At 72.2% G+C, this 18,496-nt stretch carries 21 protein-coding genes, 1 other RNA gene and 1 pseudogene; 13 read left to right on the top strand and 10 right to left on the bottom strand.

Features of this window, described 5'->3' with window-relative positions:
* Nucleotides 1–81: 81 nt before the first annotated feature.
* A pseudogene (locus ACYU7L_RS17990) lies at nucleotides 82–275 on the bottom strand (SDR family NAD(P)-dependent oxidoreductase); the annotation flags it as partial.
* Nucleotides 276–539: 264 nt separating this feature from the next.
* On the opposite strand from ACYU7L_RS17990, the gene ACYU7L_RS17985 reads away from it, so the two are divergent.
* Nucleotides 540–926, top strand: a complete 387-nt coding sequence (locus ACYU7L_RS17985) for a hypothetical protein (protein WP_460799541.1) — start codon at nucleotides 540–542, stop codon at nucleotides 924–926.
* Nucleotides 927–959: 33 nt separating this feature from the next.
* Nucleotides 960–1,835 carry a serine/threonine-protein kinase gene (locus ACYU7L_RS17980; protein WP_460799539.1) on the top strand — a complete coding sequence of 292 codons (876 nt, stop codon included), beginning with the start codon at nucleotides 960–962 and terminating at the stop codon, nucleotides 1,833–1,835.
* On the opposite strand, the gene ACYU7L_RS17975 is transcribed toward ACYU7L_RS17980, so the two are convergent.
* Genes ACYU7L_RS17975 through ACYU7L_RS17965 form a run of 3 tightly spaced genes read right to left on the bottom strand, consistent with a single transcriptional unit; the run spans nucleotide 1,825 to nucleotide 4,344 of the window.
* Nucleotides 1,825–2,502 carry a response regulator transcription factor gene (locus ACYU7L_RS17975; protein WP_460799535.1) on the bottom strand — a complete coding sequence of 226 codons (678 nt, stop codon included), beginning with the start codon at nucleotides 2,500–2,502 and terminating at the stop codon, nucleotides 1,825–1,827. The two genes, ACYU7L_RS17980 and ACYU7L_RS17975, sit on opposite strands and share 11 nt — an antisense overlap.
* Nucleotides 2,487–4,001: a sensor histidine kinase gene (locus ACYU7L_RS17970; protein WP_460799533.1), complete on the bottom strand. Its 1,515-nt coding sequence runs from the start codon at nucleotides 3,999–4,001 to the stop codon at nucleotides 2,487–2,489. Before ACYU7L_RS17970 ends, ACYU7L_RS17975 begins: the two co-directional genes overlap by 16 nt.
* Nucleotides 3,985–4,344 carry a hypothetical protein gene (locus ACYU7L_RS17965; protein WP_460799531.1) on the bottom strand — a complete coding sequence of 120 codons (360 nt, stop codon included), beginning with the start codon at nucleotides 4,342–4,344 and terminating at the stop codon, nucleotides 3,985–3,987. The genes ACYU7L_RS17970 and ACYU7L_RS17965 overlap by 17 nt, the downstream gene beginning before the upstream one ends.
* Before the next feature lie 106 nt (nucleotides 4,345–4,450).
* Between ACYU7L_RS17965 and ACYU7L_RS17960 the strand changes: the two genes are divergently transcribed.
* From ACYU7L_RS17960 to ACYU7L_RS17940, 5 genes are all read left to right on the top strand, one after another.
* The gene (locus ACYU7L_RS17960; RefSeq protein WP_460799528.1) at nucleotides 4,451–5,992 is read left to right on the top strand and encodes an AMP-binding protein; all 1,542 of its coding nucleotides are present in this window, start codon (nucleotides 4,451–4,453) and stop codon (nucleotides 5,990–5,992) included.
* 88 nt (nucleotides 5,993–6,080) lie between these two features.
* On the top strand, nucleotides 6,081–7,214 hold the full coding sequence (locus ACYU7L_RS17955; RefSeq protein ID WP_460799526.1) for a Nif3-like dinuclear metal center hexameric protein: 1,134 nt from the start codon (nucleotides 6,081–6,083) through the stop codon (nucleotides 7,212–7,214).
* 88 nt (nucleotides 7,215–7,302) lie between these two features.
* Nucleotides 7,303–8,007 carry a zinc ribbon domain-containing protein gene (locus ACYU7L_RS17950; RefSeq protein ID WP_460799524.1) on the top strand — a complete coding sequence of 235 codons (705 nt, stop codon included), beginning with the start codon at nucleotides 7,303–7,305 and terminating at the stop codon, nucleotides 8,005–8,007.
* Nucleotides 8,004–9,191 carry a bifunctional RNase H/acid phosphatase gene (locus ACYU7L_RS17945; RefSeq protein WP_460799522.1) on the top strand — a complete coding sequence of 396 codons (1,188 nt, stop codon included), beginning with the start codon at nucleotides 8,004–8,006 and terminating at the stop codon, nucleotides 9,189–9,191. Before ACYU7L_RS17950 ends, ACYU7L_RS17945 begins: the two co-directional genes overlap by 4 nt.
* 101 nt (nucleotides 9,192–9,292) lie before the next feature.
* Complete coding sequence (locus ACYU7L_RS17940; RefSeq protein WP_460799520.1) at nucleotides 9,293–10,321, top strand: ATP-binding protein; 1,029 nt, start codon at nucleotides 9,293–9,295, stop codon at nucleotides 10,319–10,321.
* A gap of 3 nt (nucleotides 10,322–10,324) precedes the next feature.
* Here ACYU7L_RS17940 and yaaA read toward each other — a convergent pair whose 3' ends face one another.
* Nucleotides 10,325–11,104 (bottom strand): peroxide stress protein YaaA, encoded by a 780-nt coding sequence (yaaA, locus tag ACYU7L_RS17935; protein ID WP_460799518.1) that lies wholly within the window; start codon nucleotides 11,102–11,104, stop codon nucleotides 10,325–10,327.
* Nucleotides 11,105–11,148: 44 nt separating this feature from the next.
* Here yaaA and ACYU7L_RS17930 point away from each other — a divergent pair, with 44 nt between their 5' ends.
* The 3 genes from ACYU7L_RS17930 (at nucleotide 11,149) to ACYU7L_RS17920 (ending at nucleotide 13,679) form a co-directional block, all read left to right on the top strand.
* Entirely contained in the window at nucleotides 11,149–12,600 is a 1,452-nt protein-coding gene (locus tag ACYU7L_RS17930; RefSeq protein ID WP_460799515.1) for an RNB domain-containing ribonuclease, read from the top strand.
* Between the two features lie 103 nt (nucleotides 12,601–12,703).
* Entirely contained in the window at nucleotides 12,704–12,994 is a 291-nt protein-coding gene (locus ACYU7L_RS17925; protein WP_460799511.1) for a hypothetical protein, read from the top strand.
* A gap of 88 nt (nucleotides 12,995–13,082) precedes the next feature.
* Nucleotides 13,083–13,679 carry a malonic semialdehyde reductase gene (locus ACYU7L_RS17920; RefSeq protein ID WP_460799509.1) on the top strand — a complete coding sequence of 199 codons (597 nt, stop codon included), beginning with the start codon at nucleotides 13,083–13,085 and terminating at the stop codon, nucleotides 13,677–13,679.
* Between the two features lie 63 nt (nucleotides 13,680–13,742).
* On the opposite strand, the gene rnpB is transcribed toward ACYU7L_RS17920, so the two are convergent.
* An RNA gene (gene rnpB, locus ACYU7L_RS17915) (RNase P RNA component class A) lies at nucleotides 13,743–14,151 on the bottom strand.
* A 102-nt stretch (nucleotides 14,152–14,253) separates the two neighbouring features.
* Here rnpB and ACYU7L_RS17910 point away from each other — a divergent pair.
* Nucleotides 14,254–14,697 (top strand): tetratricopeptide repeat protein, encoded by a 444-nt coding sequence (locus ACYU7L_RS17910; protein ID WP_460799505.1) that lies wholly within the window; start codon nucleotides 14,254–14,256, stop codon nucleotides 14,695–14,697.
* 23 nt (nucleotides 14,698–14,720) lie between these two features.
* Here ACYU7L_RS17910 and map read toward each other — a convergent pair whose 3' ends face one another.
* Nucleotides 14,721–15,569, bottom strand: a complete 849-nt coding sequence (gene map / locus ACYU7L_RS17905) for a type I methionyl aminopeptidase (protein WP_460799503.1) — start codon at nucleotides 15,567–15,569, stop codon at nucleotides 14,721–14,723.
* A 24-nt stretch (nucleotides 15,570–15,593) separates the two neighbouring features.
* Between map and ACYU7L_RS17900 the strand changes: the two genes are divergently transcribed.
* Together ACYU7L_RS17900 and ACYU7L_RS17895 are read left to right on the top strand one after the other, a co-directional pair.
* Nucleotides 15,594–15,809: a hypothetical protein gene (locus ACYU7L_RS17900; RefSeq protein ID WP_460799501.1), complete on the top strand. Its 216-nt coding sequence runs from the start codon at nucleotides 15,594–15,596 to the stop codon at nucleotides 15,807–15,809.
* Nucleotides 15,806–16,072, top strand: coding sequence for a hypothetical protein (locus ACYU7L_RS17895; RefSeq protein ID WP_460799498.1), 267 nt, complete (start codon nucleotides 15,806–15,808; stop codon nucleotides 16,070–16,072). The genes ACYU7L_RS17900 and ACYU7L_RS17895 overlap by 4 nt, the downstream gene beginning before the upstream one ends.
* Before the next feature lie 6 nt (nucleotides 16,073–16,078).
* Here the strand turns inward: ACYU7L_RS17895 and ACYU7L_RS17890 are convergent, their stop codons facing one another.
* From ACYU7L_RS17890 to panB, 3 genes are read right to left on the bottom strand one after another with little or no spacing between them, the layout of a single operon-like run.
* Nucleotides 16,079–16,987: a PQQ-dependent sugar dehydrogenase gene (locus tag ACYU7L_RS17890; protein ID WP_460799496.1), complete on the bottom strand. Its 909-nt coding sequence runs from the start codon at nucleotides 16,985–16,987 to the stop codon at nucleotides 16,079–16,081.
* Nucleotides 16,939–17,256, bottom strand: a complete 318-nt coding sequence (locus ACYU7L_RS17885; RefSeq protein WP_460799493.1) for a hypothetical protein — start codon at nucleotides 17,254–17,256, stop codon at nucleotides 16,939–16,941. Before ACYU7L_RS17885 ends, ACYU7L_RS17890 begins: the two co-directional genes overlap by 49 nt.
* Before the next feature lie 44 nt (nucleotides 17,257–17,300).
* On the bottom strand, nucleotides 17,301–18,191 hold the full coding sequence (panB, locus tag ACYU7L_RS17880) for a 3-methyl-2-oxobutanoate hydroxymethyltransferase (RefSeq protein WP_460799490.1): 891 nt from the start codon (nucleotides 18,189–18,191) through the stop codon (nucleotides 17,301–17,303).
* Nucleotides 18,192–18,496: the final 305 nt, after the last annotated feature.

Raw genomic sequence — 18,496 nt, 5'->3', positions numbered from 1 at the left:
CTTGGTGGTCGCGTAGTGCAGAACTCCTCGGAGGTGAGGTCGCCCGGCGCCGTCACGGCTCTGCGGCCAGCCTGCTCGACGAGCTCCGCCGTGCGACGCCCGTCCTCCTCCTCACCCGGGAGGTGGGTGAGGACCACGTCGGCGCCCTCGCGCGCGAAGGCGAGGGCGACCGCCCGCCCGATCCCGGAGTCGCCACCGGTGATCAGGGCGACGCGGTCGCTGAGCCTGCCCGTGCCGCGGTAGCTCTCCTCTCCATGGTCGGGCTCGCTGTCCATCCGGCTGGTCACGGAGCCTGAAGCCCCAGGAGGGGGCAGCTGCTCGCCCTCGGTCTCGGGCTGCGGGTGCTGGCCGTGGGGGTCGGTGGTCGCCGGGGACTGGTCGCTCATCGGGACTCCTCGACGAAGAAGTGCAACGGGACGGTGCCCGGGCACCCAGATGAGAGGCCTCTCATCGCGGCTTCACGGTCCGCTCACCAGCGGTGAGCATCGTTCCCCTCGTCACTGATCACGGGCATCCGCCCCGACGAGAAGGAGAATGCGATGAGGAAGCTGGTCACCACCGCGACACTCGGGCTGACGGGCATGGTGGCCGTCGGGCTGCTGGCGCTGCAGAGCCCGTCGGTGTCGGCGGTCAACGACGAGGCGAGCAAGCGCGAGGACGACGTCCCCGAGCTGGTGCTGGTCGCCGACGACGATGACGACGACACCAACGCCGACGACACCAGCCGCAGCCGAAACACGGGCTTCAGCCGGAGCACCAACGACAACACCCGCAGCAACTTCACCCGGGTGAGCCGCAACCGCGACCTCAGCCGCAGCGACAAGACGCGCGACTGGACCCAGGACGGCCCCGGCAAGCGCAAGCGCGACTGGTCGGCCAACAAGACCAACGACCGCTCGCGCAACGACACCCGCGGCCGCGGCTGACGACGTACGACGTGAGCACCGGGAGGTTGACCCATGCCTGAGAGCTGGAGGCTCGCCGAGGGCGACGCCCTCACCCCCGACCTGACCGTGGCACGGTTGCTGGGCGGTGGGGCGGCCTACGAGGCCTATCTCGCCTTCGACGAGATCACCTACGCCCCCGTGGTGGTGAAGGTGATCCGCCCCGACGAGGTCGAGGACGCGTCCAGTCTCCGGGGCCTGCGCCGCGAGGTCGCGTCGCTGGCCCGGGTCAACCACCCGGTGGTCGTGCGCGGCCTGCGCCACCAGCTCGAGGGGGAGCGACCGCACGTGGTGCTGGAGCACATCGACGGGCCGCGACTCTCGACGCTGATCCGGCGCTACGGGCCGCTGCAGGAGCAGCAGTACCTGCCGCTCGCGATCGACGTCGCCTCGGCGCTGCACTACCTGCGCCACATCGGGCACACGCACCTCGACATCAAGCCGAGCAACGTGATCATGGGGGCGCCGGCGCGGCTGATCGACCTCTCCGTGGCGCGGCCGCTCGAGGACGCGCAGGCCCTGCGCCATCCCATCGGGACCGACGCCTACATGGCGCCCGAGCAGTGCGACCCGCCCGGCACCGGGACTCCGGACCATGCCAGCGACGTGTGGGGCCTCGGGGCGACGCTCTTCGAGGCGGTGGCGGGCTACCGTCCCTTCGACGACGGGCAGGGCGACGCCGAGGCGCTCCCGGACCGGTTCCCGCAGCTGCGCGACGCGCCGTACGAGCTGCCTGAGCGGGTCCCGCACGAGGTCGCCAAGATCGTCCTCGCCGCGCTGGACCCGGATCCCGACCGGCGCCCGCTTCCACACGAGATCGCCGAGATGCTCGAGCCGGTGCTCGCTCGGCAGCCCCGCGGCCACCTGGCCGGCTTCAAGGTCACGCGTTGAACCGGTAGCCCATCCCGCGCACGGTCGAGATGGTGCCCGCGCCGAACTTGCGACGCAGGTAGCCGACGTAGACGTCGACGACGTTGGAGCCGGGGTCGAAGTCGTAGCCCCAGGCGTGGTCGAGCAGCTGCTCGCGCGAGAGCACCTGGCCGGGGTTGAGCATGAAGATCTCGGCGAGGGCGAACTCGCGGGCGGAGAGGTCGACCTGCCGCCCGCCGGCCTCCGCGCGTCTGGTCCGCAGGTCGAGTCGCACGCCACCGGCGGCCAGCACCTCGTCGCGAGCCGGACCCGGGGCGCTCTCGCCCGGCCCCTGGCGCAGTCGGAGCCGGACCCGGGCGAGCAGCTCGGCGAACCGGAACGGCTTGGGCATGTAGTCGTCGGCGCCGCCCTCGAGGGCCGAGACCGTGTCCGTCACCGAGTCGCGCGCCGTCAGCACGATGACCGGGACACGCGAGCCCTGCGAGCGCAGCTGGTCGAGGACCTGGAAGCCGTCGAGGGTCGGGAGCCCGATGTCGAGCACCACCAGGTCGAAGTCGCCGCCGAGGGCGTGGTCGAGACCCACCTGACCGTCGCCTGCGACCGTCGTCTGGTGGCCCTCGGCCCGCAGGCCCTTGGCGACGAACGACGCGATGCGCTCCTCGTCCTCCACGATCAGGATGCGGGCCATGTGTCCTCCTGTGACGTCGTACGGCGGCCAGTGGGTGGGTCGGCGGGTGGGCCGGCGGGCAACGTGATCACGAACCGGGCCCCGGTCGGGTCGGCGTCCTCCACGTGCACGGTGCCCGCGTGCGCGACGGCGATCGCGGAGACGATCGAGAGCCCGAGCCCGAAGCCCTCGTCGCCGGGGTGCACCGCGCCGCGGCCGAAGCGCTCGAAGATGCGCTCGCGCTCGTCCTCGGGGACACCGGGCCCGCCGTCGCGGACCCAGAGCCGGACGGTGCCACCCTCACCCCCCGCAGCGGGACCCGCCTCGTAGGAGGACCCGATGGCGATCACGTCTCCGGGACCGGTGTGCTTGACGGCGTTGTCCGCGAGCTGGAGGAGCGCCTGGGTGAGGCGCTGCTCGTCGACCAGCACGGTCCCCTCTCCCGTGCCGTCCAGGCGCCAGTCGCGGTCCGCGAGGCCCTGCGCCTTGGCGAGCACGCTGTGGGTCAGCGGGCCGAGTCCGAACGGTCGCGGCGTGAGGAAGTCGGGGCGCCTGCTCTTGGCGAGCAGGATCAGGTCTCCGACCAGGCGTGACATCCGGTCGACCTCGTCGATGAGCAGCTCGCGCGTCTCGGCCACGTCGGCGGGATCGTCGAGGTCGACCAGCTCGAGGTGCCCGCGCAGCACGGTGAGCGGGGTTTTCAGCTCGTGGCCCGCGTCGTCGAGGAACTGGCGCTGGTGGGCGAACCCGCTCTCGAGCCGGTCGAGCATGTCGTTGAGGGTCCGGGTCAGCGCGGTGATGTCGTCGTTGCCCCGCTCGGGGATCCGGCGCGAGAGATCGGTCGCGGTGATCTCGGCGGCCGTCTCGCGCAGCGTGCGCAGCGGAGCGAGAAGCCGGCCGGACTGCCAGGCGGCGAGTGCCGTGATCGTGCCCAGCGCCAGCAGCGCCACGATGGCGTAGGTCTGCATGGTGCGGTTGATCTCGGAGTGCTCGTCGTCGAGGAAGCTCACGATGATCAGCCCCCCGTTGTCGCGGGCGCTGCGGACCGGCACGACCGTCACCCAGACCTCCCCGAACTCCGGCGACCGGATCTCGTCGGTGCCACCGTCCTCGAGTAGACGCTCCACGGCCGCGACGTACGCCGGCTCGTCGAGGATCTCCTGGCCGTAGCGGTTGGGGGTGACGTCGCGCTCCCGGCCGCGGTAGTAGCCGACCAGCATCTCGTCGTCGTCCGGCACGTTGCGCATGAGGAAGACCTCCAGCAGGCGACTGACCTCCCGGAACGGCTGGGCCGTGTCGGGGTCGTTGCCGGAGGTCTGGAGCTGGCGGAACTCCGCGATCTCCTGGTCGATCTGCTCGGTGACCGCGCGGTCGATGCGCTGGGACTCGAGGGCGAAGACCAGGACGCCGGCCACGCCCATCGCGGTGCCGGTGAGCAGCGCGATGACGACGACGAGGCGGGTGCGGACCGAGAACTGCGGGAGCGGTCGGCGTCGTCCCCGCTCAGTCGTCCCCGTCATCGTCCCCCGCGTCATCGTCCCGGTCGTCGTCATCTTGGTCGTCGTCGTCCCGGTCGTCGTCCCGGTCATCGTCCCCGCCCAGCTGGGAGGGGCGGGGGGTGAGGACGCGGACCTCGTCATCGTCGTCTCGGTCGTCTCCTTCGGGGCGCGAGGACGGGCGCGTGGTGGGGCGGGGGGAGGGGCGCGCCGTGGAGGTGCCGGAGGTCGTGGGGGCCCCGGTGATCACGACGGGGTCGAGCCGGCTGGGGCGGTCGCTGGAGGAGGCGGCGAGCGACCCCACGACGTACGCCGTCATCGGGAGCGCGATCAGCAGCCCGAGCAGGACCTTCAGCAGCGTGCTCATGATGACCACGATCCTGCCCCATCGTGGGGTCCGGGTGAGAGACCGATGAGAGGACTCTCATCCGCTGGCTACAGTGACGTCCACGTCCGACCGTGAGGGAGAGCACATGTTCGTGCCGTTCAGCGTCAGCGACTTCATCGACCGCGCGGAGACCGTGTACGGCGATCGCACCGGCGTCGTCGACGAGCCGGACCAGCCGGCGCCGTCGCTGGGGACGCTCAGCTATCGAGAGATCGCGGCGCTGGCGCGGCGCCAGGCGGCGAAGCTGGACGAGCTCGGCATCGCGGTGGGGGAGCGGGTCGCGATCGCCTCCCACAACAGCGCTCGCCTGCTCACGTCGTTCTTCGGCGTGGCCGGCTCGGGGCGGGTGCTGGTCCCGATCAACTTCCGGCTGCGGCCCGACGAGGTGCACTACATCGTGCGGCACTCCGGAGCCCGGGTCCTGCTGGTCGACCCCGAGATCGCCGAGGAGCTCGACGTCGTGCCGGTGGAGCACCGGTTCGTGCTCGGCTCCGACGAGGACCTCTATGCACCCGAGGGGACGCAGCCGGCTCCGTGGGAGCCCGACGAGTCGGCGACGGCCTGCATCAACTACACCTCCGGGACGACCGCGCGGCCCAAGGGCGTGCAGATCACCCACCGCAACATCTGGGTCAACGCCGCGACGATGGCGATGCACCTGGGGCTCAGCGACCGCGACGTCTATCTCCACACCTTGCCGATGTTCCACGCCAACGGGTGGGGGATGCCCTTCGCCACCGCGGGGCTCGGGGTGCCGCAGATCGTGATCCGCAAGATCGACGGCGCCGAGATCCTGCGTCGCGTAGAGCAGCATGGAGTCACGATCATGTGCGCCGCCCCGGCCGTCGTGGCCGCTGTGCTCGAGGCGGCGCAGACCTGGGAGGGCGAGATCCCCGGCCGCGACCGGGTCCGGATCGTCGTCGCCGGCGCACCGCCCCCGACGAAGACCGTGGCGCGCGTCGAGGAGGAGCTCGGCTGGGAGTTCATCCAGATCTACGGCCTCACCGAGACCTCGCCGCTGCTCACCGTCAACCGGAGTCGTGCGGAGTGGGACGACCTCACCGCCGAGGAGCGCGCCGGCCGGCTGGTCCGCGCCGGAGCCCCGGCCCTCGGCGTACGCCTCTCGACGTCGGAGAGCGGCGAGGTGCTGGCCCGCTCAAACGTCGTGCTGGAGGGCTACTGGGAGCAGCCCGAGGAGAGCGCCCGGGCGCTGGAGGGCGGCTGGTTCCACACCGGTGACGGTGGGAGCCTCGGCGACGACGGCTATCTCACGATCAGCGACCGCAAGAAGGACGTGATCATCACCGGCGGCGAGAACGTCTCCTCGATCGAGGTCGAGGACGTGCTCTTCTCCCACCCGGCGGTGTCCGAGGTGGCGGTGATCGGCGTGCCCAGCGACAAGTGGGGGGAGACGATCATGGCGCTGGTGGTGAAGGCGCCCGACGAGGAGTCGCAGGCCGTCACCGAGGCCGAGCTGATCGCCTGGTGCAAGCAGAAGGCCGCCGGCTACAAGGCCCCCACCAGCATCGAGTTCCGCGACGAGCTGGCGCGCACCGCTACGGGGAAGCTGCAGAAGTTCAAGCTGCGTGCGCCGTACTGGGAGGGCCGGGACCGGCAGGTGAACTGAGCGGGCGCGTGAAGATGCGCCGACTCGGCTGTGAAGATGCGCCGACTCGGCTGTGAAGATGCGCCGGGTGGGGGGTTAGCCTGCGGCCATGGCCTCTCTTGGTGATCTGGTGTCCCTGCTGCACGGGTGGTATCCCCCCGACACCGCGGAGTCCTGGGACGCCGTCGGGCTCGTGTACGGCGACCCCGAGGCGCCGGTGCGCAAGGTGCTCTTCGCGGTCGACCCCAGCCCCGAGGTCGCGCGCGAGGCCGCCGAGTGGGGAGCCGACCTGCTCGTCACGCACCACCCGCTGTTCCTCAAGCCGGTGCACGGGTTCGCCGCGACCACGCCGAAGGGGCGGACCCTCGCCACGCTCGCGGGCGCCGGGTGCGCGCTGCTGGCCGCGCACACCAACGCCGACCAGGCGGTCGGGGGCGTCTCGGAGTCCCTCGCTCTCGCGCTCGGGCTGACCGGGCTGGAGCCGATCATCGCGGCCGGCTCGGCCGCGCTCGACAAGATCACGACCTACGTCCCGCGGGCGGACGCCGACCGGGTCCGCGAGGCGCTGGGGTCGGCCGGCGCCGGCGCCATCGGCGACTACGACCAGTGCTCGTTCTCGACGCCGGGGGAGGGCCGCTTCCGTCCGCTGCCCGGGGCTGACCCCGTCATCGGCACGGTCGGCGGCCTCGAGGTCGTCGACGAGGTCCGGGTGGAGGCGGTCCTGCCTCGCTCGCGCCGCAGCCGCGTCGTCGCGGCGATGCTGGCCGCGCACCCCTACGAGGAGCCGGCCTATGACGTGGTCGAGCTCGCGGACCCGGGGCTGGCCGAGACCGGCACCGGCCGGATCGGCGACGTCGAGCCCACCACGCTGCGCGGCTTCGCCGAGCGCGTGGCGGCGAGCCTGCCGCAGACCGCCCACGGGGTGCGGGTCGCCGGCGACCCCGACCGCGTCGTACGACGGGTGGCGCTGTGCGGCGGCGCGGGCGACTTCCTCCTGGACCGGATGGCCACCAGCGACGCGGACGTCTACCTCACCAGCGACCTGCGCCACCACCCCGCCTCGGAGTTCCTGGAGAAGGACGGGCCGGCACTCGTGGACGTGGCCCACTGGGCGGCGGAGTGGACCTGGCTGCCGGTGGTCGAGGCACGGGTGGCGGCGGCGCTGGGGAACGGCGGTTCGGGCGATACGGTGGAGACCCGCGTGAGCACCCTGCCCACCGACCCGTGGCGATTCCGGCTGTGACCCCCTCACGGCCACCTGCCCCCCGCACCACCTGATCGAGGAGCCGACGCTGAAAGCCGACCCGTTCGCCCAACTCAAGCTGCTCGACGTGCAGGAGCTCGACTCCCGCGTCGCCCGGCTGACCCACCAGCGCCGCACCCTGCCCGAGATCGCCGAGATCGAGCAGCTGCACGCGACGCGCACCGGGCTGGAGGACCAGGTCCGGGACGCGCGGATCGTCGTCGACGACCTGACCGTCGACCAGAAGAAGGCCGACCGCGACGTCGAGCTCGTCAAGACCCGCCGCAAGCGCGACAGCGAGCGGATGGACCAGGGGCTGATCACCAACCCCAAGGACCTCTCGCGGATGCAGGCCGAGCTGGTCTCCCTGGACCGGCGGATCGCGACCCTCGAGGACGAGGAGCTCGAGATCATGGCGCTGCTCGAGGACGCCGAGCGCGAGAAGGAGCGGCTCAGCGGCGAGCTCGCCGTGCTCGACGAGCGGATGGCCGTGCTGACGGCGGCGCGCGACGAGAAGGCGGCCGAGATCGACGCCGACCTCGAGTCCGTGCGGACCGCACGTGCCGTCGCTGCCGAGGGGCTCCCCGACGACCTGGTCGCGCTCTACGACAAGCTGCGCGACAAGCAGGGTGGCGTGGGCGCCGCCCCGCTGCGCGCACGCCAGTGCGGCGGCTGCCGGCTGACGGTGGACACCGCCGAGCTGGCGGTGATCAAGGCGGCTCCCTCCGACGAGGTGATCCGCTGCGAGGAGTGCTCGCGCATCCTCGTCCGCACCGACGAGTCGGGCCTGTGACCGCAGGCTCCCACGAGGCCGTCATCATCGAGGCCGACGGCGGGTCGCGGGGCAACCCCGGCCCGTCGGCGTACGGCGCGCTGCTCAAGGACGCGCGCACCGGGACCCTGATCGCGGAGGCCGCCGAGACCCTCGGGGTCGCGACCAACAACGTGGCGGAGTACTCCGGTCTCATCGCCGGACTGAAGCTCGCCGCGCAGTTCGCTCCGGGCGCACGGGTCGAGGTCCGGATGGACTCCAAGCTGGTCGTCGAGCAGATGTCGGGCCGGTGGAAGATCAAGCACCCCTCGATGCAGCCCCTCGCCGCGGAGGCGCGCCGCCTGGCGCCGCCCGGCACGACGTACACCTGGATCCCCCGGGCCAAGAACAGCCACGCCGACCGGCTCGCCAACGAGGCACTCGACGGCAAGCGCGACGGGGTCTCGGCCGCAGGCATCGACCCCGACCAGGGACTCGACGACCCGGAGCTGTCGGACCCCGAGACCCAGCCCGCCCGCGGCTGGGCGGCGTCGGGGGACAAGGCGACCACGGTGGTACTCGTGCGCCACGGGGTCACCGAGCACACGTCGGCCAAGCGCTTCTCCGGCGGGCTCGGAGGCGACAACCCGGGTCTCAGCGACGAGGGGCGTGCCCAGGCCCGGGCGACCGCCGAGTGGCTGGCGCCGCTCGTCGAGGAGATCGACATCATCGTCTCCTCCCCGGTGCGCCGCACCCTGGAGACCGCGGAGATCATCGCGGAGTACCTCGGCGACGACTGCCCCCGCCCGGTCGAGGTGGAGCCCGGGTTCGCGGAGATGGAGTTCGGCAGCTGGGACGGGCTGACCTTCGCCCAGATCGCGCGCCGCCATCCGGCCGAGCTGGACGCCTGGCTCAACTCGATGGACGTGGCACCCGGTGGCGGCGAGTCGTTCCGCACGGTGGAGCAGCGGGTGCTGGCCGGACTCCATCGCCTGCTCACCCGCCATGCGGGCCGCACCGTGGTCGTGGTCAGCCACGTCACCCCCATCAAGACGCTGGTCGCGGACGCGCTGCGTGCGCCGCTGGAGTCGGTCTATCGCATGGAGCTCTCGCCGGCGTCGGTGACGGTGCTGTCCTACTTCCTGGGCGGGCGCGAGGGTGATGAGTCGATGGCGTCGATGCGGCTCTACAACGCGCGGCCGGCGGACCACCCGACGCTGAGATAGGCGTCACAGCCGGCGTCGTCCCTTGGTGGGCGGCGCCGGCGTTTGCGTCCCCGGCGCGGGGGAATCGTCGAGGAACAGTGCTCCTAGTGACAGGCGGACCCATGGCGACCCTCGACCCGCTCGACCTGCCGGCGGACGGACCGCTGCGCGTGGCCAGGGTGCGCAGGACCTTCGACGACGGCCCCCCGCCGATGCCCCAGATCGAGGTGGACCCCCGAGAGATCGGGGCTGCCAGCGTCGCGGTCGCGTTCGCGGCCGCCGCCGAGGCCCACCCTACGGCGTGCCCCTCCCAGATGGCCTCGCTGGCCGGCGCTGCCCTGGCCGATCGCATCGTCGGTGACACCCCTCCCGGTGACGCCGCTGCCGTCGGTGAGCTGCTCGTCGAGGCCTATCAGGCTCTCGGGGGGAGGGCCAGCGTCGCGGCCGCGGGGGCCGACACCCTCGAGGTGGCCGTCATCGACTGCCCCTTCAGCACCAGCGGTCCCGGCAGCGACACGCTGTGCCACGTCGTCACCGGCCTGGCCGGACGGATCGCCGCCCGGGCGAACGGGACGGCGACGGTGGTCCTGGACCGGATGCTCGAGGCGGCTGTGGGGGACTGCCGCGTGCAGATCTGGCTCGACGCCGAGGACCACGAGGAGGGTGGGGAGACCCACCGCTGGCCGCCGACCGCCGCCCGGCACAGCGGGCCGACGCCCCACCTGGATCTGTCCCTGAGTCTGCCGCGCGAGGGCGTCAGCGTGCCCGTCGTCCGGCGGCTCGCGGCACAGGCCCTGCGGGCCTTCGGGGTGATCGACGACGACATCGACGACGTCCAGCTCGCGATCACCGAGGCGTGCGCCAACGTGATCGACCATGCGGCCGAGACCGACACCTACGACGTGAAGGTCGAGCTCGCCGCCGACCGGTGCGCGATCACGGTCGTTGACAGCGGCGCCGGCTTCGACGAGGCCTCCGTCCCGGCCACCGCGGAGCACTCCGCCGAGGCGGGCCGCGGCCTCACCCTGATGCGCGCGCTCGTGGACCGGCTCGACTTCCGCGACGAGCCGCAGTCGGGCGCCGTGGTGCACATGGTCAAGACCCTGGCCTACGACGCCACCCACCCGCTGTGGCAGGGCTCGGAGGGGTGAGCCTCAGAGCTCGCTGACGACCACGTCGAGCTGGGTGCCGCGGGGCCCCGACGCGCCCACCTCGACCACCCAGCCGAGATCACGCAGGACCTCCGCGAGGGCCGCCGGCGTGCGCGGGTTGCGCCCGTCCTCCATCAGCGCGCGGACGATGCGTCCCTTGGTGGCCTTGTTGAAGTGGCTCACGACCTTGCGGGTGCCGCCGACCTCGTGCAGGACCCGGACCGTCGCCACCCGGGCGGCGAGCGCCGGCTCGGGGCGCCAGAACGCGGCGTACGTGCCCGACCGCAGGTCGACCAGCAGCCCGTCGCCCAGTGCTGTGCTCGCGGCCGCCGCGAGATGGCGACGCCAGTGGGCGGCCACCGGGCCCAGACCGGGCAGGGTGGTGTCGCCCGAGAGCCGGTACGCCGCGATCGCGTCGCCGGGTCGCACCAGCCCGAACAGCGACGAGGTCACGGCCACCCGGGAGGCGGCGCGGCGCTTGGCAGCAGCGGACAGCGTGGCGAAGTCGAGCGCCTCGTAGACGACGCCGGTGTAGACCTTGTCGGCGCGCGCGGTGGGCGCCTCGCGCAGCTCGGCGTTGCGCTGGACCAGGTCCAGCTGGGTGGCCCCCAGGCCGAGCACCTTCGCGGCCTCCTCGACAGGTCCCTCGCAGAGCCGGACGAGCGCGGCGAGCACCTCCTCGCGGGCGTCGGCCAGCTCCGGGAACCCCAGGCGTGGGAGGTCGAGAGGACGGCCGCGGCGAGGCGCGGCCTTGCCCTCGCTGGGCGGCAGCAGGATCAGCACGCGGGACAGGTTAGGTGGTGGGCCCGATGGCTACTGTGACCGGTATGCCGAGCCGAGTGATCCGGGTCCGGGCAGCCGATGACGGCGCCGCGGTCCGACGACTGCGTGAGGGGATCGCGCTGATCCAGGAGGAGCTCGAGGTCACGCCGGAGTTCCCCGAGGAGGTCGAGCGGGTCGCCGCCGAGGCGGTGGCTGCGCCCAGGCTGCCGAAGCTCGACCGGACCGCCATCCCCTTCGTGACGCTGGACCCGCCGGGGGCGATGGACCTCGACCAGGCGCTGCACATCGAGCCGGCGGAGGGTGGCGGCTGGTCGGTGCACTACGCGATCGCCGACCTCTCCGCGTTCATCACGCCCGGCGACGCGGTCGACGAGGAGGCCAACCGGCGTGGGCAGACGCTCTACGGTGCCGACTCGAAGGTGCCCCTGCATCCTCGCGCGATCTCGGAGGACGGCGGCTCCCTGCTGCCCGACCAGACCCGCCCGGCGCTGCTGTGGACGATCCGGCTCGACGCCGACGGCGAGCAGGTCGATGCCCGGGTGGAGCGGGCGCTGGTGCGGTCCCGGGGCCGTTACGACTATGCCGGGGTCCAGGCGGCGCTCGACGAGGGGGCGGCCGAGGAGGTCTTCACCCACCTGCGCAGCGTGGGTGAGCTGCGCCTGGCGCGTGAGATCGCCCGCGGAGGCGTCTCCCTGCCGTTGCCCGAGCAGGAGATCGACATCGTCGAGGATCGCTGGGAGCTGACGTTCCGGTCGCTGCACCCGGTGGAGGAGTGGAACGCGCAGATCTCGCTGCTGACCGGGATGGCGGCGGCCTCGATGATGGTCTATGCGAAGGTCGGGCTCCTCCGCACGCTCCCGCCCGCCGATCCGCGCGACGTACGGCGTCTGCACCGGGTGGCGCGGGGCCTGGGCATCGCCTGGCCGGCGGAGCAGGACTACCCGGAGTTCATCCGCTCGCTCGACCCGTCCGACTCCCGGCACGCCGCGATGGTGGTCGCGTGCACCCGGCTGCTGCGCGGCTCGGGGTACGTCGGCTTCGACGGCGAGCTGCCCGACCAGCTCCTCCACTCCGCGATCGCGGCGGAGTACGCGCACGTCACGGCGCCGCTGCGCCGACTGGTCGACCGCTACGCCCTCGAGGTGTGCGTCGCCCACTCCTCGGGCGAGGACGTGCCGGCGTGGGTGCTGGAGCGCTTCGAGGAGCTCCCGCGCACCATGACGGAGTCGAGTCGGCGGGCCAACCGCTATGAGCGCGCGATCCTCGATCTCGTGGAGGCCGCCGAGCTGGAGCACCGGGTGGGCGAGCGCTTCGAGGCGGTCGTGGTGGAGATCGACGAGAAGGACCCCCGACGCGGCGAGCTCACCGTCCAGGACCCGGCGATCGAGGCTCGGGTGCGCAGCGAGGGTGGCGACCTGCCGCTGGGGGAGCAGGTGTCGGTTCGGCTCGCGGTGGCCGACGTCGAGGCTCGGCGGGTGGAGTTCGCGCTGGAGTGAGCTGTGTGAGCCGCACGACTCAACCTTTACCTGCGAACCGTTGGGGGCGCGACGGCCCTGGGTACAAGGAGGCCCTCCTTCCCGAGCGAACACCAGGACTGTCGTGACCAACGTGATCTGCCCGACCAAGCACCCGATGTTCGACTTCCTCGTCGCGCGCGCTCACGAGGACGAGCGTGCGGCCTACGAGTCCGACGCGGTCGACCACTACCTGTTGGACGGTGCCCGGGTCACGCTGGCCGCCGTGGAACGGGCGCGTCACGCTCCCGTCGGGCGGGTGGCCGAGCGGCGGCTCCTGGGCCTGCGGGCGCGCGCCGCGCTCTATGCGGACCACCCCGACTATCGCGCCGAGTGGGGCTCGCCGGTCCGCGGCTGCGGCCGGGGCAGCGCGTAGGGCGGACGGGCGTTGCCCAGGCACGCGGTATGAGCAACGCCACGCGCTGAGGAGGATGGGGCGGGCCTCGGTGATTGTTGAATGCTGCATGACCTACGACCTCGCTCTGTCCCAGGACGCCCAGGACCTGCTCTTCCGCGACGCCCGCACCGCCAACGCGTTCACGGACGAGCCCGTCAGCGACGAGCAGGTGGCCGCGATCTACGACCTGGTGAAGTACGCGCCCACCGCGATGAACACCCAGCCGCTGCGGGTCGTGCTCATCCGCTCGGAGGACGGCCGCGAGCGACTGCTCAAGCACATGGCCGACGGCAACCGCGAGAAGACCGCCTCCGCGCCGCTGGTCGCCGTACTCGCTGCGGACACGGACTTCCACGAGAACCTGCCGCGGACGTTCCCGCACTTCCCCGGTGCGAAGGACGTCTTCGCCGATGACGCCACGCGTGAGCAGGCCGCCCGCTTCAACGGGTCGCTGCAGGTCGGCTACTTCCTCATCGGCGTGCGCGCCGCCGGCCTCGCCGCCGGCCCGATGGGTGGCTTCGACGCCGCCGGGCTGGACGCCGCCCTCTTCGCCGGTACGACGCTCAAGTCGCTGCTGGTGGTCAACATCGGGCGTCCCGCCGAGAACGCGTGGTTCGACCGGTCCCCGCGCCTGGAGCTGGACGAGGTCGTGCGGGAGGTCTGAGTCTCGACGTCGGTTGGTCTCGACGTCGGTTGCTGCGCAACCTGCTCGACCACCGATGGGGTGCGGATGGGCTGGCTCATAGGCCGGGTTCTGTTCGCCACGCGGCCTCACGACCACGCGGTTGGCGACCATCCATCTAGGGCTGCCGTTGCCGACAGCCTCGGGCGGTCTACCCGCGAGCTCGGGCGGGCCGCCCTCAGACACTCGCGCACCGTCCCCTCCGGAGAGGGAGCGGCTTCTTGACCTTGCTCCAGGTGGGGTTTACCTAGCCGAACCGGTCACCCGGCTCGCTGGTGGTCTCTTGCACCACCGTTTCACCCTTACCTCCCTCACAAGCCGGGAGGCGGTCTGTTTTCTGTGGCACTTTCCCGCGGGTCACCCCGGGTGGGCGTTACCCACCACCTTGCCCTGTGGAGCCCGGACCTTCCTCGGCATCCTCGTGAGAGGACGACGCGGTCGCCCGGCCAGCCCATCCGCGTGAGTCAGGATAGGGGAAGAACCGACGGTGCAGTGACGTTGGAGCCCCGGACGCGCGAGCCGACGACGTGGACCGGACGATCTGGAGAGGACGACGATGGAGTACGACGAGCAGCTGCAGGCCCCCGCCCTGGTCTTCCCGGGTCAGCCCGGCAACCCCGCGTCCGCCTACCGCGTGGCGTACGACCTGCTCACGCGGCGGGCGCCGCGCGAGGCGATGGCGGTCATCGAGCCCGCTCTGGAGCAGGACCCCCGGGCGACCGGTCTGCGCATCCTCAGGGCCTGGGCGCTGCTGATGCAGGCCCACCTGGTCAAGGCGGAGGAGGCGCTGCGCGAGCTGGTCGAGGAGCTCCCGGGCGACGACTGGGTGCGCCACGCGCTCGGCCGCAGCCTGGAGCGGCAGTCGAAGATGCGCGAGGCGCTGCCCCACCTGCGGCTGGCCGCGGCGATGAGCGGCGATCCCGAGCACGAGCTCGCCGTGCTCCGGGTGGAGCGGCTGATCGCGCAGAGTGCGGACGGCTCGCTCGACGACCTGCGCTGAGCCGGAACGGGCCAGGGCGCCGCTCAGGGGTGGGTCAGCACCTCGGCGCCCGTGGCCGTGACCAGCAGGGTGTGCTCGAACTGGGCGCTGCGGCGGCCGTCGCGGGTCACGACGGTCCAGTCGTCGTCCCACATCACCCACTCGTGGGTGCCGAGGTTGAGCATCGGCTCGATGGTGAAGGTCATGCCGGGCTGGATCAGGTCGTCGTAGCCGGACTCGTCGTAGTGGGGGACGACCAGGCCGCTGTGGAAGGACGTCCCGATGCCGTGGCCGGTGAACTCCCGCACGACGCCGTAGCCGAAGCGCTTCGCGTAGGACTCGATCACCCTGCCGATCACGTCGATGCGCCGGCCCGGCTTGACGGCGCGGATGCCGCGCTCGAGTGCCTCGCGGGTGCGCTCGACGAGCAGACGGGACTCCTCGTCGACGTCACCGGCGAGGAAGGTCGCGTTGGTGTCGCCGTGCACGCCGTCGAGGAACGCGGTGATGTCGATGTTGACGATGTCGCCGTCCTCCACCACCCGGCTGTCGGGGATGCCGTGGCAGACGACCTCGTTGACGCTCGAGCACAGCGACTTGGGGAAGCCGCGGTAGCCGAGCGTCGAGGGGTAGGCGCCGTGGTCGCAGAGGAACTCGTGGCCGATCCGGTCGAGCTCGTCGGTGGTGATCCCGGGGGCGACGTGGCTGCCCACCAGCTCGCGGGCCTGGGCGGCGAGCCTGCAGGCGGCGCGCATCCGCTCGATCGTCTCGGCGTCCTTGACCTCGCTGCCGGTGAACTTCGCCGGCGCCGGCTGGTCGACGTACTCGGGGCGCGGGATGTGCGTGGGCACGGGCCGCCGCGCAGAGATGGTGGCAGGGGCTATGGCGGACATGGGGGCGAGTGTAGTTTCGCGGCTATGAGTGACCCACGCGAGTACTGGTTCTGCCTCAAGCACCACGCCGTCGAGGAGCGCGACGGCTGCAAGAACGCCGACCGCCTCGGCCCCTACGCGTCGTCCGCGGAGGCCGCCCGGGCGCTCGAGTCGGTCGAGGAGCGCAACGAGAAGTGGGACAACGACCCCGCGTGGAACGACGACGCCGACGACGAGGCCGCGCCCGAGAGCGGGGCGTGAGCCGCAACACCGCGGCCTCGCCGTGGCCCTTCGTCGGGATGGGCGGCCTGGCCTGCATGTTCTTCGTGTACGCCGCCAGCGGGGCGATCGCGCCCTGGTGGGGTGTGACGGGACTGCTGCTGCTCTGGGTGGTGCTGCTGGCGCTGGGCGCGCGCTGGTGGACGCCGCACCCGCACTGGGTGGCGGCCCTCCCCGCCGTGGCACTGCTGGTGTGGATCGTGGCGATCGCCGCCGGTGCTGCGTGGTGGGGGTGGGGGGAGTGACTGCCGTCAGCGGCGGGGCGAGACGCGCAGCACGGCGTCGTTCGAGCCGCTGGACGTGGTGACCAGGAGGTCGCCGTTGGGAGCCTGGGTGATCGAGCGCAGTCGCCCGTGGGTGCGCAGCGCCTGCGGGGCGCGTGCCCACCGGAGCTTGCCCGCGCGGTCGAACCTCATGAACACCACCCGCTCGCCCGCCAGCGCAGCGACCGCGAGCGTGCCGTTGTAGACGCCCCACTGCTTGCCGCGCACCCAGGTCGCACCCGAGGTGGCGATGGTCGGCTCACCCGAGCGCCAGCGCGCCGGGATCTGCCAGCCGGGCAGGGACTGGTCGGTCATCGGCACCGACTCGTTGTAGCCGGGCACCGGGTTCCAGCCGTAGTTGCCGCCACCGCGGAGCCGGTTGACCTCGTCGTCGCGGAAGCTGCCGTGCTCGACCGACCACAGGCTGCCGTCGGCGCGCGCGGCGAGCCCCTGCACGTTGCGGTGGCCATAGGTGAACACGTAGCGGCGGTTCGTGCTGCGCGCCTTGGGCCAGGGGTTCTTGGGCCACGGGGCGCCGCTCCACCGGTTGAGGCGCAGCACCTTGCCTCCCAGGGAGGTGAGGCGCTGAGGGTTCTCGCCGACCGCGGCGTCGCCGGTGCCGACCAGCAGCGCTCCGTAGCGGGTGATCAGCAGCCGGCAGCCGCCGTGTCGCCCGCTCGTCGCGGGCAGACCGGTCAGCAGGACCCGGGATCGGCTGGCGCGGGCGCCGTCGGGGCTGAGCCGCCAGGCGGTGACGCGCACGTCGTGGCCGCCGCCGGCGGCGAAGCCGCCGGCGCACGTGTAGAAGCGCCGGTTGGTGCCGAACTTGGGGTCGATGGCCAGCGACATCAGCCCGGTCTCGCCGGAGGCCCAGACCGAGTCGCTGGGGAAGGCCACCGGGGTGGTCGTGCCGCGCGGTGCAGGAGGAGACGCTTGGTCTCGCGCTCGGTGATGAGCAGCCCGCCGCCGTCGACGACCTGCACGTCCCAGGGGATCTCGAGGCCCCCGACCACGCGGCGTACCTGCAGGGACGGGGCGGCCGCCCGCTCCTGGGGCGCTACGGCGCGTACGGCGTCCGCGGCGGGTGCGCTGGGCGGCGAGACGGCCGCCGCCGGGGCGAAGGAGCCGACCAGGGCGAGGGCGAGAGTCCCGAGAGCGAGGCGCATGCGGTCAAGGTAGCTCCGTGACCCCGCTCCCGGGAACAGTCGACTCAGAACGTGTGCTCGGGGCCTGGGAAGGTGCCGGCCTTCACGTCGGCGGCGTACTCGCGCGCGGCGGCGAGCAGGATCCCGTGGACGTCGGCGTACTGCTTGACGAAGCGCGGCATCCGGCCGGTGCGCAGACCGAACGCGTCCTGCCACACCAGCACCTGGCCGTCGCAGCGCTCGCCGGCGCCGATCCCGATCGTGGGGATCGCCAGCGCCTCGGTCACCTGGGCCGCGACGTCCCCGGGCACCATCTCCATCACGATCGCGAAGGCGCCGGCCTCCTCGAAGGCCCTCGCCTCCTCGATGATCCGCGCCGCCGAGTCGCCACGGCCCTGGACGCGGTAGCCGCCGAGATTGTGCTCGGACTGCGGGGTGAAGCCGATGTGGGCCATCACCGGGATGCCGCCGTCGGTGAGCAGCTTGGTCTGCGGCGTCATCGCGACACCGCCCTCGAGCTTCACCGCGTGGGCCAGGCCCTCCTTCATGAAGCGGGCGGCGGTGTGGAACGCCTGCTCGGGGGAGGCCTGGTAGGACCCGAACGGCAGGTCGGCGACGACGAGGGCGCGGTGCGCGGACCGGGCCACGGCGCGGGTCAGCGGGATCAGCTCGTCGACGGTGACGGGGAGCGAGGTCTCGTTGCCGTAGACGTTGTTGGAGGCCGAGTCACCGACCAGGAGGACCTCGATGCCGGCCTCGTCGAAGGTCTGGGCGGCGTACTGCTCGTAGGCGGTGAGCATCGCGAAGCGCTCGCCGCGCTGCTTCATCTCACGCAGGTGGTGGGTGCGGATCCGCTTGACCGGCTTCGCGCCCTCGGCGGCGGGCTTCGCGGGCCCGGTGCCGTAGGGGGCGGCCACTTCGCTTCCCGGCGCGGGGCCGGAGCTCTGCTCGCTCATAGAGGTTCACCTCGGTGTGCTCTCGCGGCTCCCTGCTGGAGTCCACGGACCATCGACAGGCTAGACCGGAGACGGGCGGGCTGGGGTGTGGCGAGGGTCACCCGCGCTCGTCCGTTGGTCGAGCAGGTTGCGCAGCAACCGACCCTTCGGTGGTCGAGCAGGTTGCGCAGCAACCGACGTCGAGACCAGATCCTGAAACCGCACGACCTTCTGAGACGGGAAGCGGGATGCGGGAGCGCGGTTGATGCGGAGTCGCCGCCGGTGGGTTCGATCCACCGGACTGAGCCGATGCGGGTTCGTCAGTA

This window comes from Nocardioides pacificus, from assembly GCF_054775955.1.
This window is presented reverse-complemented; position numbering and strand designations above follow the sequence as displayed.

Excerpts from the sequence above, each read along its gene's own strand:
- ACYU7L_RS17920 (WP_460799509.1), top strand. The coding sequence starts at position 13,083 with ATGACCTACGACCTCGCTCTGTCCCAGGACGCCCAGGACCTGCTCTTC.
- ACYU7L_RS17960 (WP_460799528.1), top strand. The coding sequence starts at position 4,451 with ATGTTCGTGCCGTTCAGCGTCAGCGACTTCATCGACCGCGCGGAGACC.
- ACYU7L_RS17910 (WP_460799505.1), top strand. The coding sequence starts at position 14,254 with ATGGAGTACGACGAGCAGCTGCAGGCCCCCGCCCTGGTCTTCCCGGGT.
- ACYU7L_RS17885 (WP_460799493.1), bottom strand. The coding sequence starts at position 17,256 with ATGCGCCTCGCTCTCGGGACTCTCGCCCTCGCCCTGGTCGGCTCCTTC.
- ACYU7L_RS17940 (WP_460799520.1), top strand. The coding sequence starts at position 9,293 with ATGGCGACCCTCGACCCGCTCGACCTGCCGGCGGACGGACCGCTGCGC.
- map (WP_460799503.1), bottom strand. The coding sequence starts at position 15,569 with ATGTCCGCCATAGCCCCTGCCACCATCTCTGCGCGGCGGCCCGTGCCC.
- ACYU7L_RS17975 (WP_460799535.1), bottom strand. The coding sequence starts at position 2,502 with ATGGCCCGCATCCTGATCGTGGAGGACGAGGAGCGCATCGCGTCGTTC.
- ACYU7L_RS17900 (WP_460799501.1), top strand. The coding sequence starts at position 15,594 with ATGAGTGACCCACGCGAGTACTGGTTCTGCCTCAAGCACCACGCCGTC.
- ACYU7L_RS17980 (WP_460799539.1), top strand. The coding sequence starts at position 960 with ATGCCTGAGAGCTGGAGGCTCGCCGAGGGCGACGCCCTCACCCCCGAC.
- ACYU7L_RS17965 (WP_460799531.1), bottom strand. The coding sequence starts at position 4,344 with ATGAGCACGCTGCTGAAGGTCCTGCTCGGGCTGCTGATCGCGCTCCCG.
- ACYU7L_RS17985 (WP_460799541.1), top strand. The coding sequence starts at position 540 with ATGAGGAAGCTGGTCACCACCGCGACACTCGGGCTGACGGGCATGGTG.
- ACYU7L_RS17930 (WP_460799515.1), top strand. The coding sequence starts at position 11,149 with ATGCCGAGCCGAGTGATCCGGGTCCGGGCAGCCGATGACGGCGCCGCG.
- ACYU7L_RS17955 (WP_460799526.1), top strand. The coding sequence starts at position 6,081 with ATGGCCTCTCTTGGTGATCTGGTGTCCCTGCTGCACGGGTGGTATCCC.
- panB (WP_460799490.1), bottom strand. The coding sequence starts at position 18,191 with ATGAGCGAGCAGAGCTCCGGCCCCGCGCCGGGAAGCGAAGTGGCCGCC.
- ACYU7L_RS17970 (WP_460799533.1), bottom strand. The coding sequence starts at position 4,001 with ATGACGGGGACGACTGAGCGGGGACGACGCCGACCGCTCCCGCAGTTC.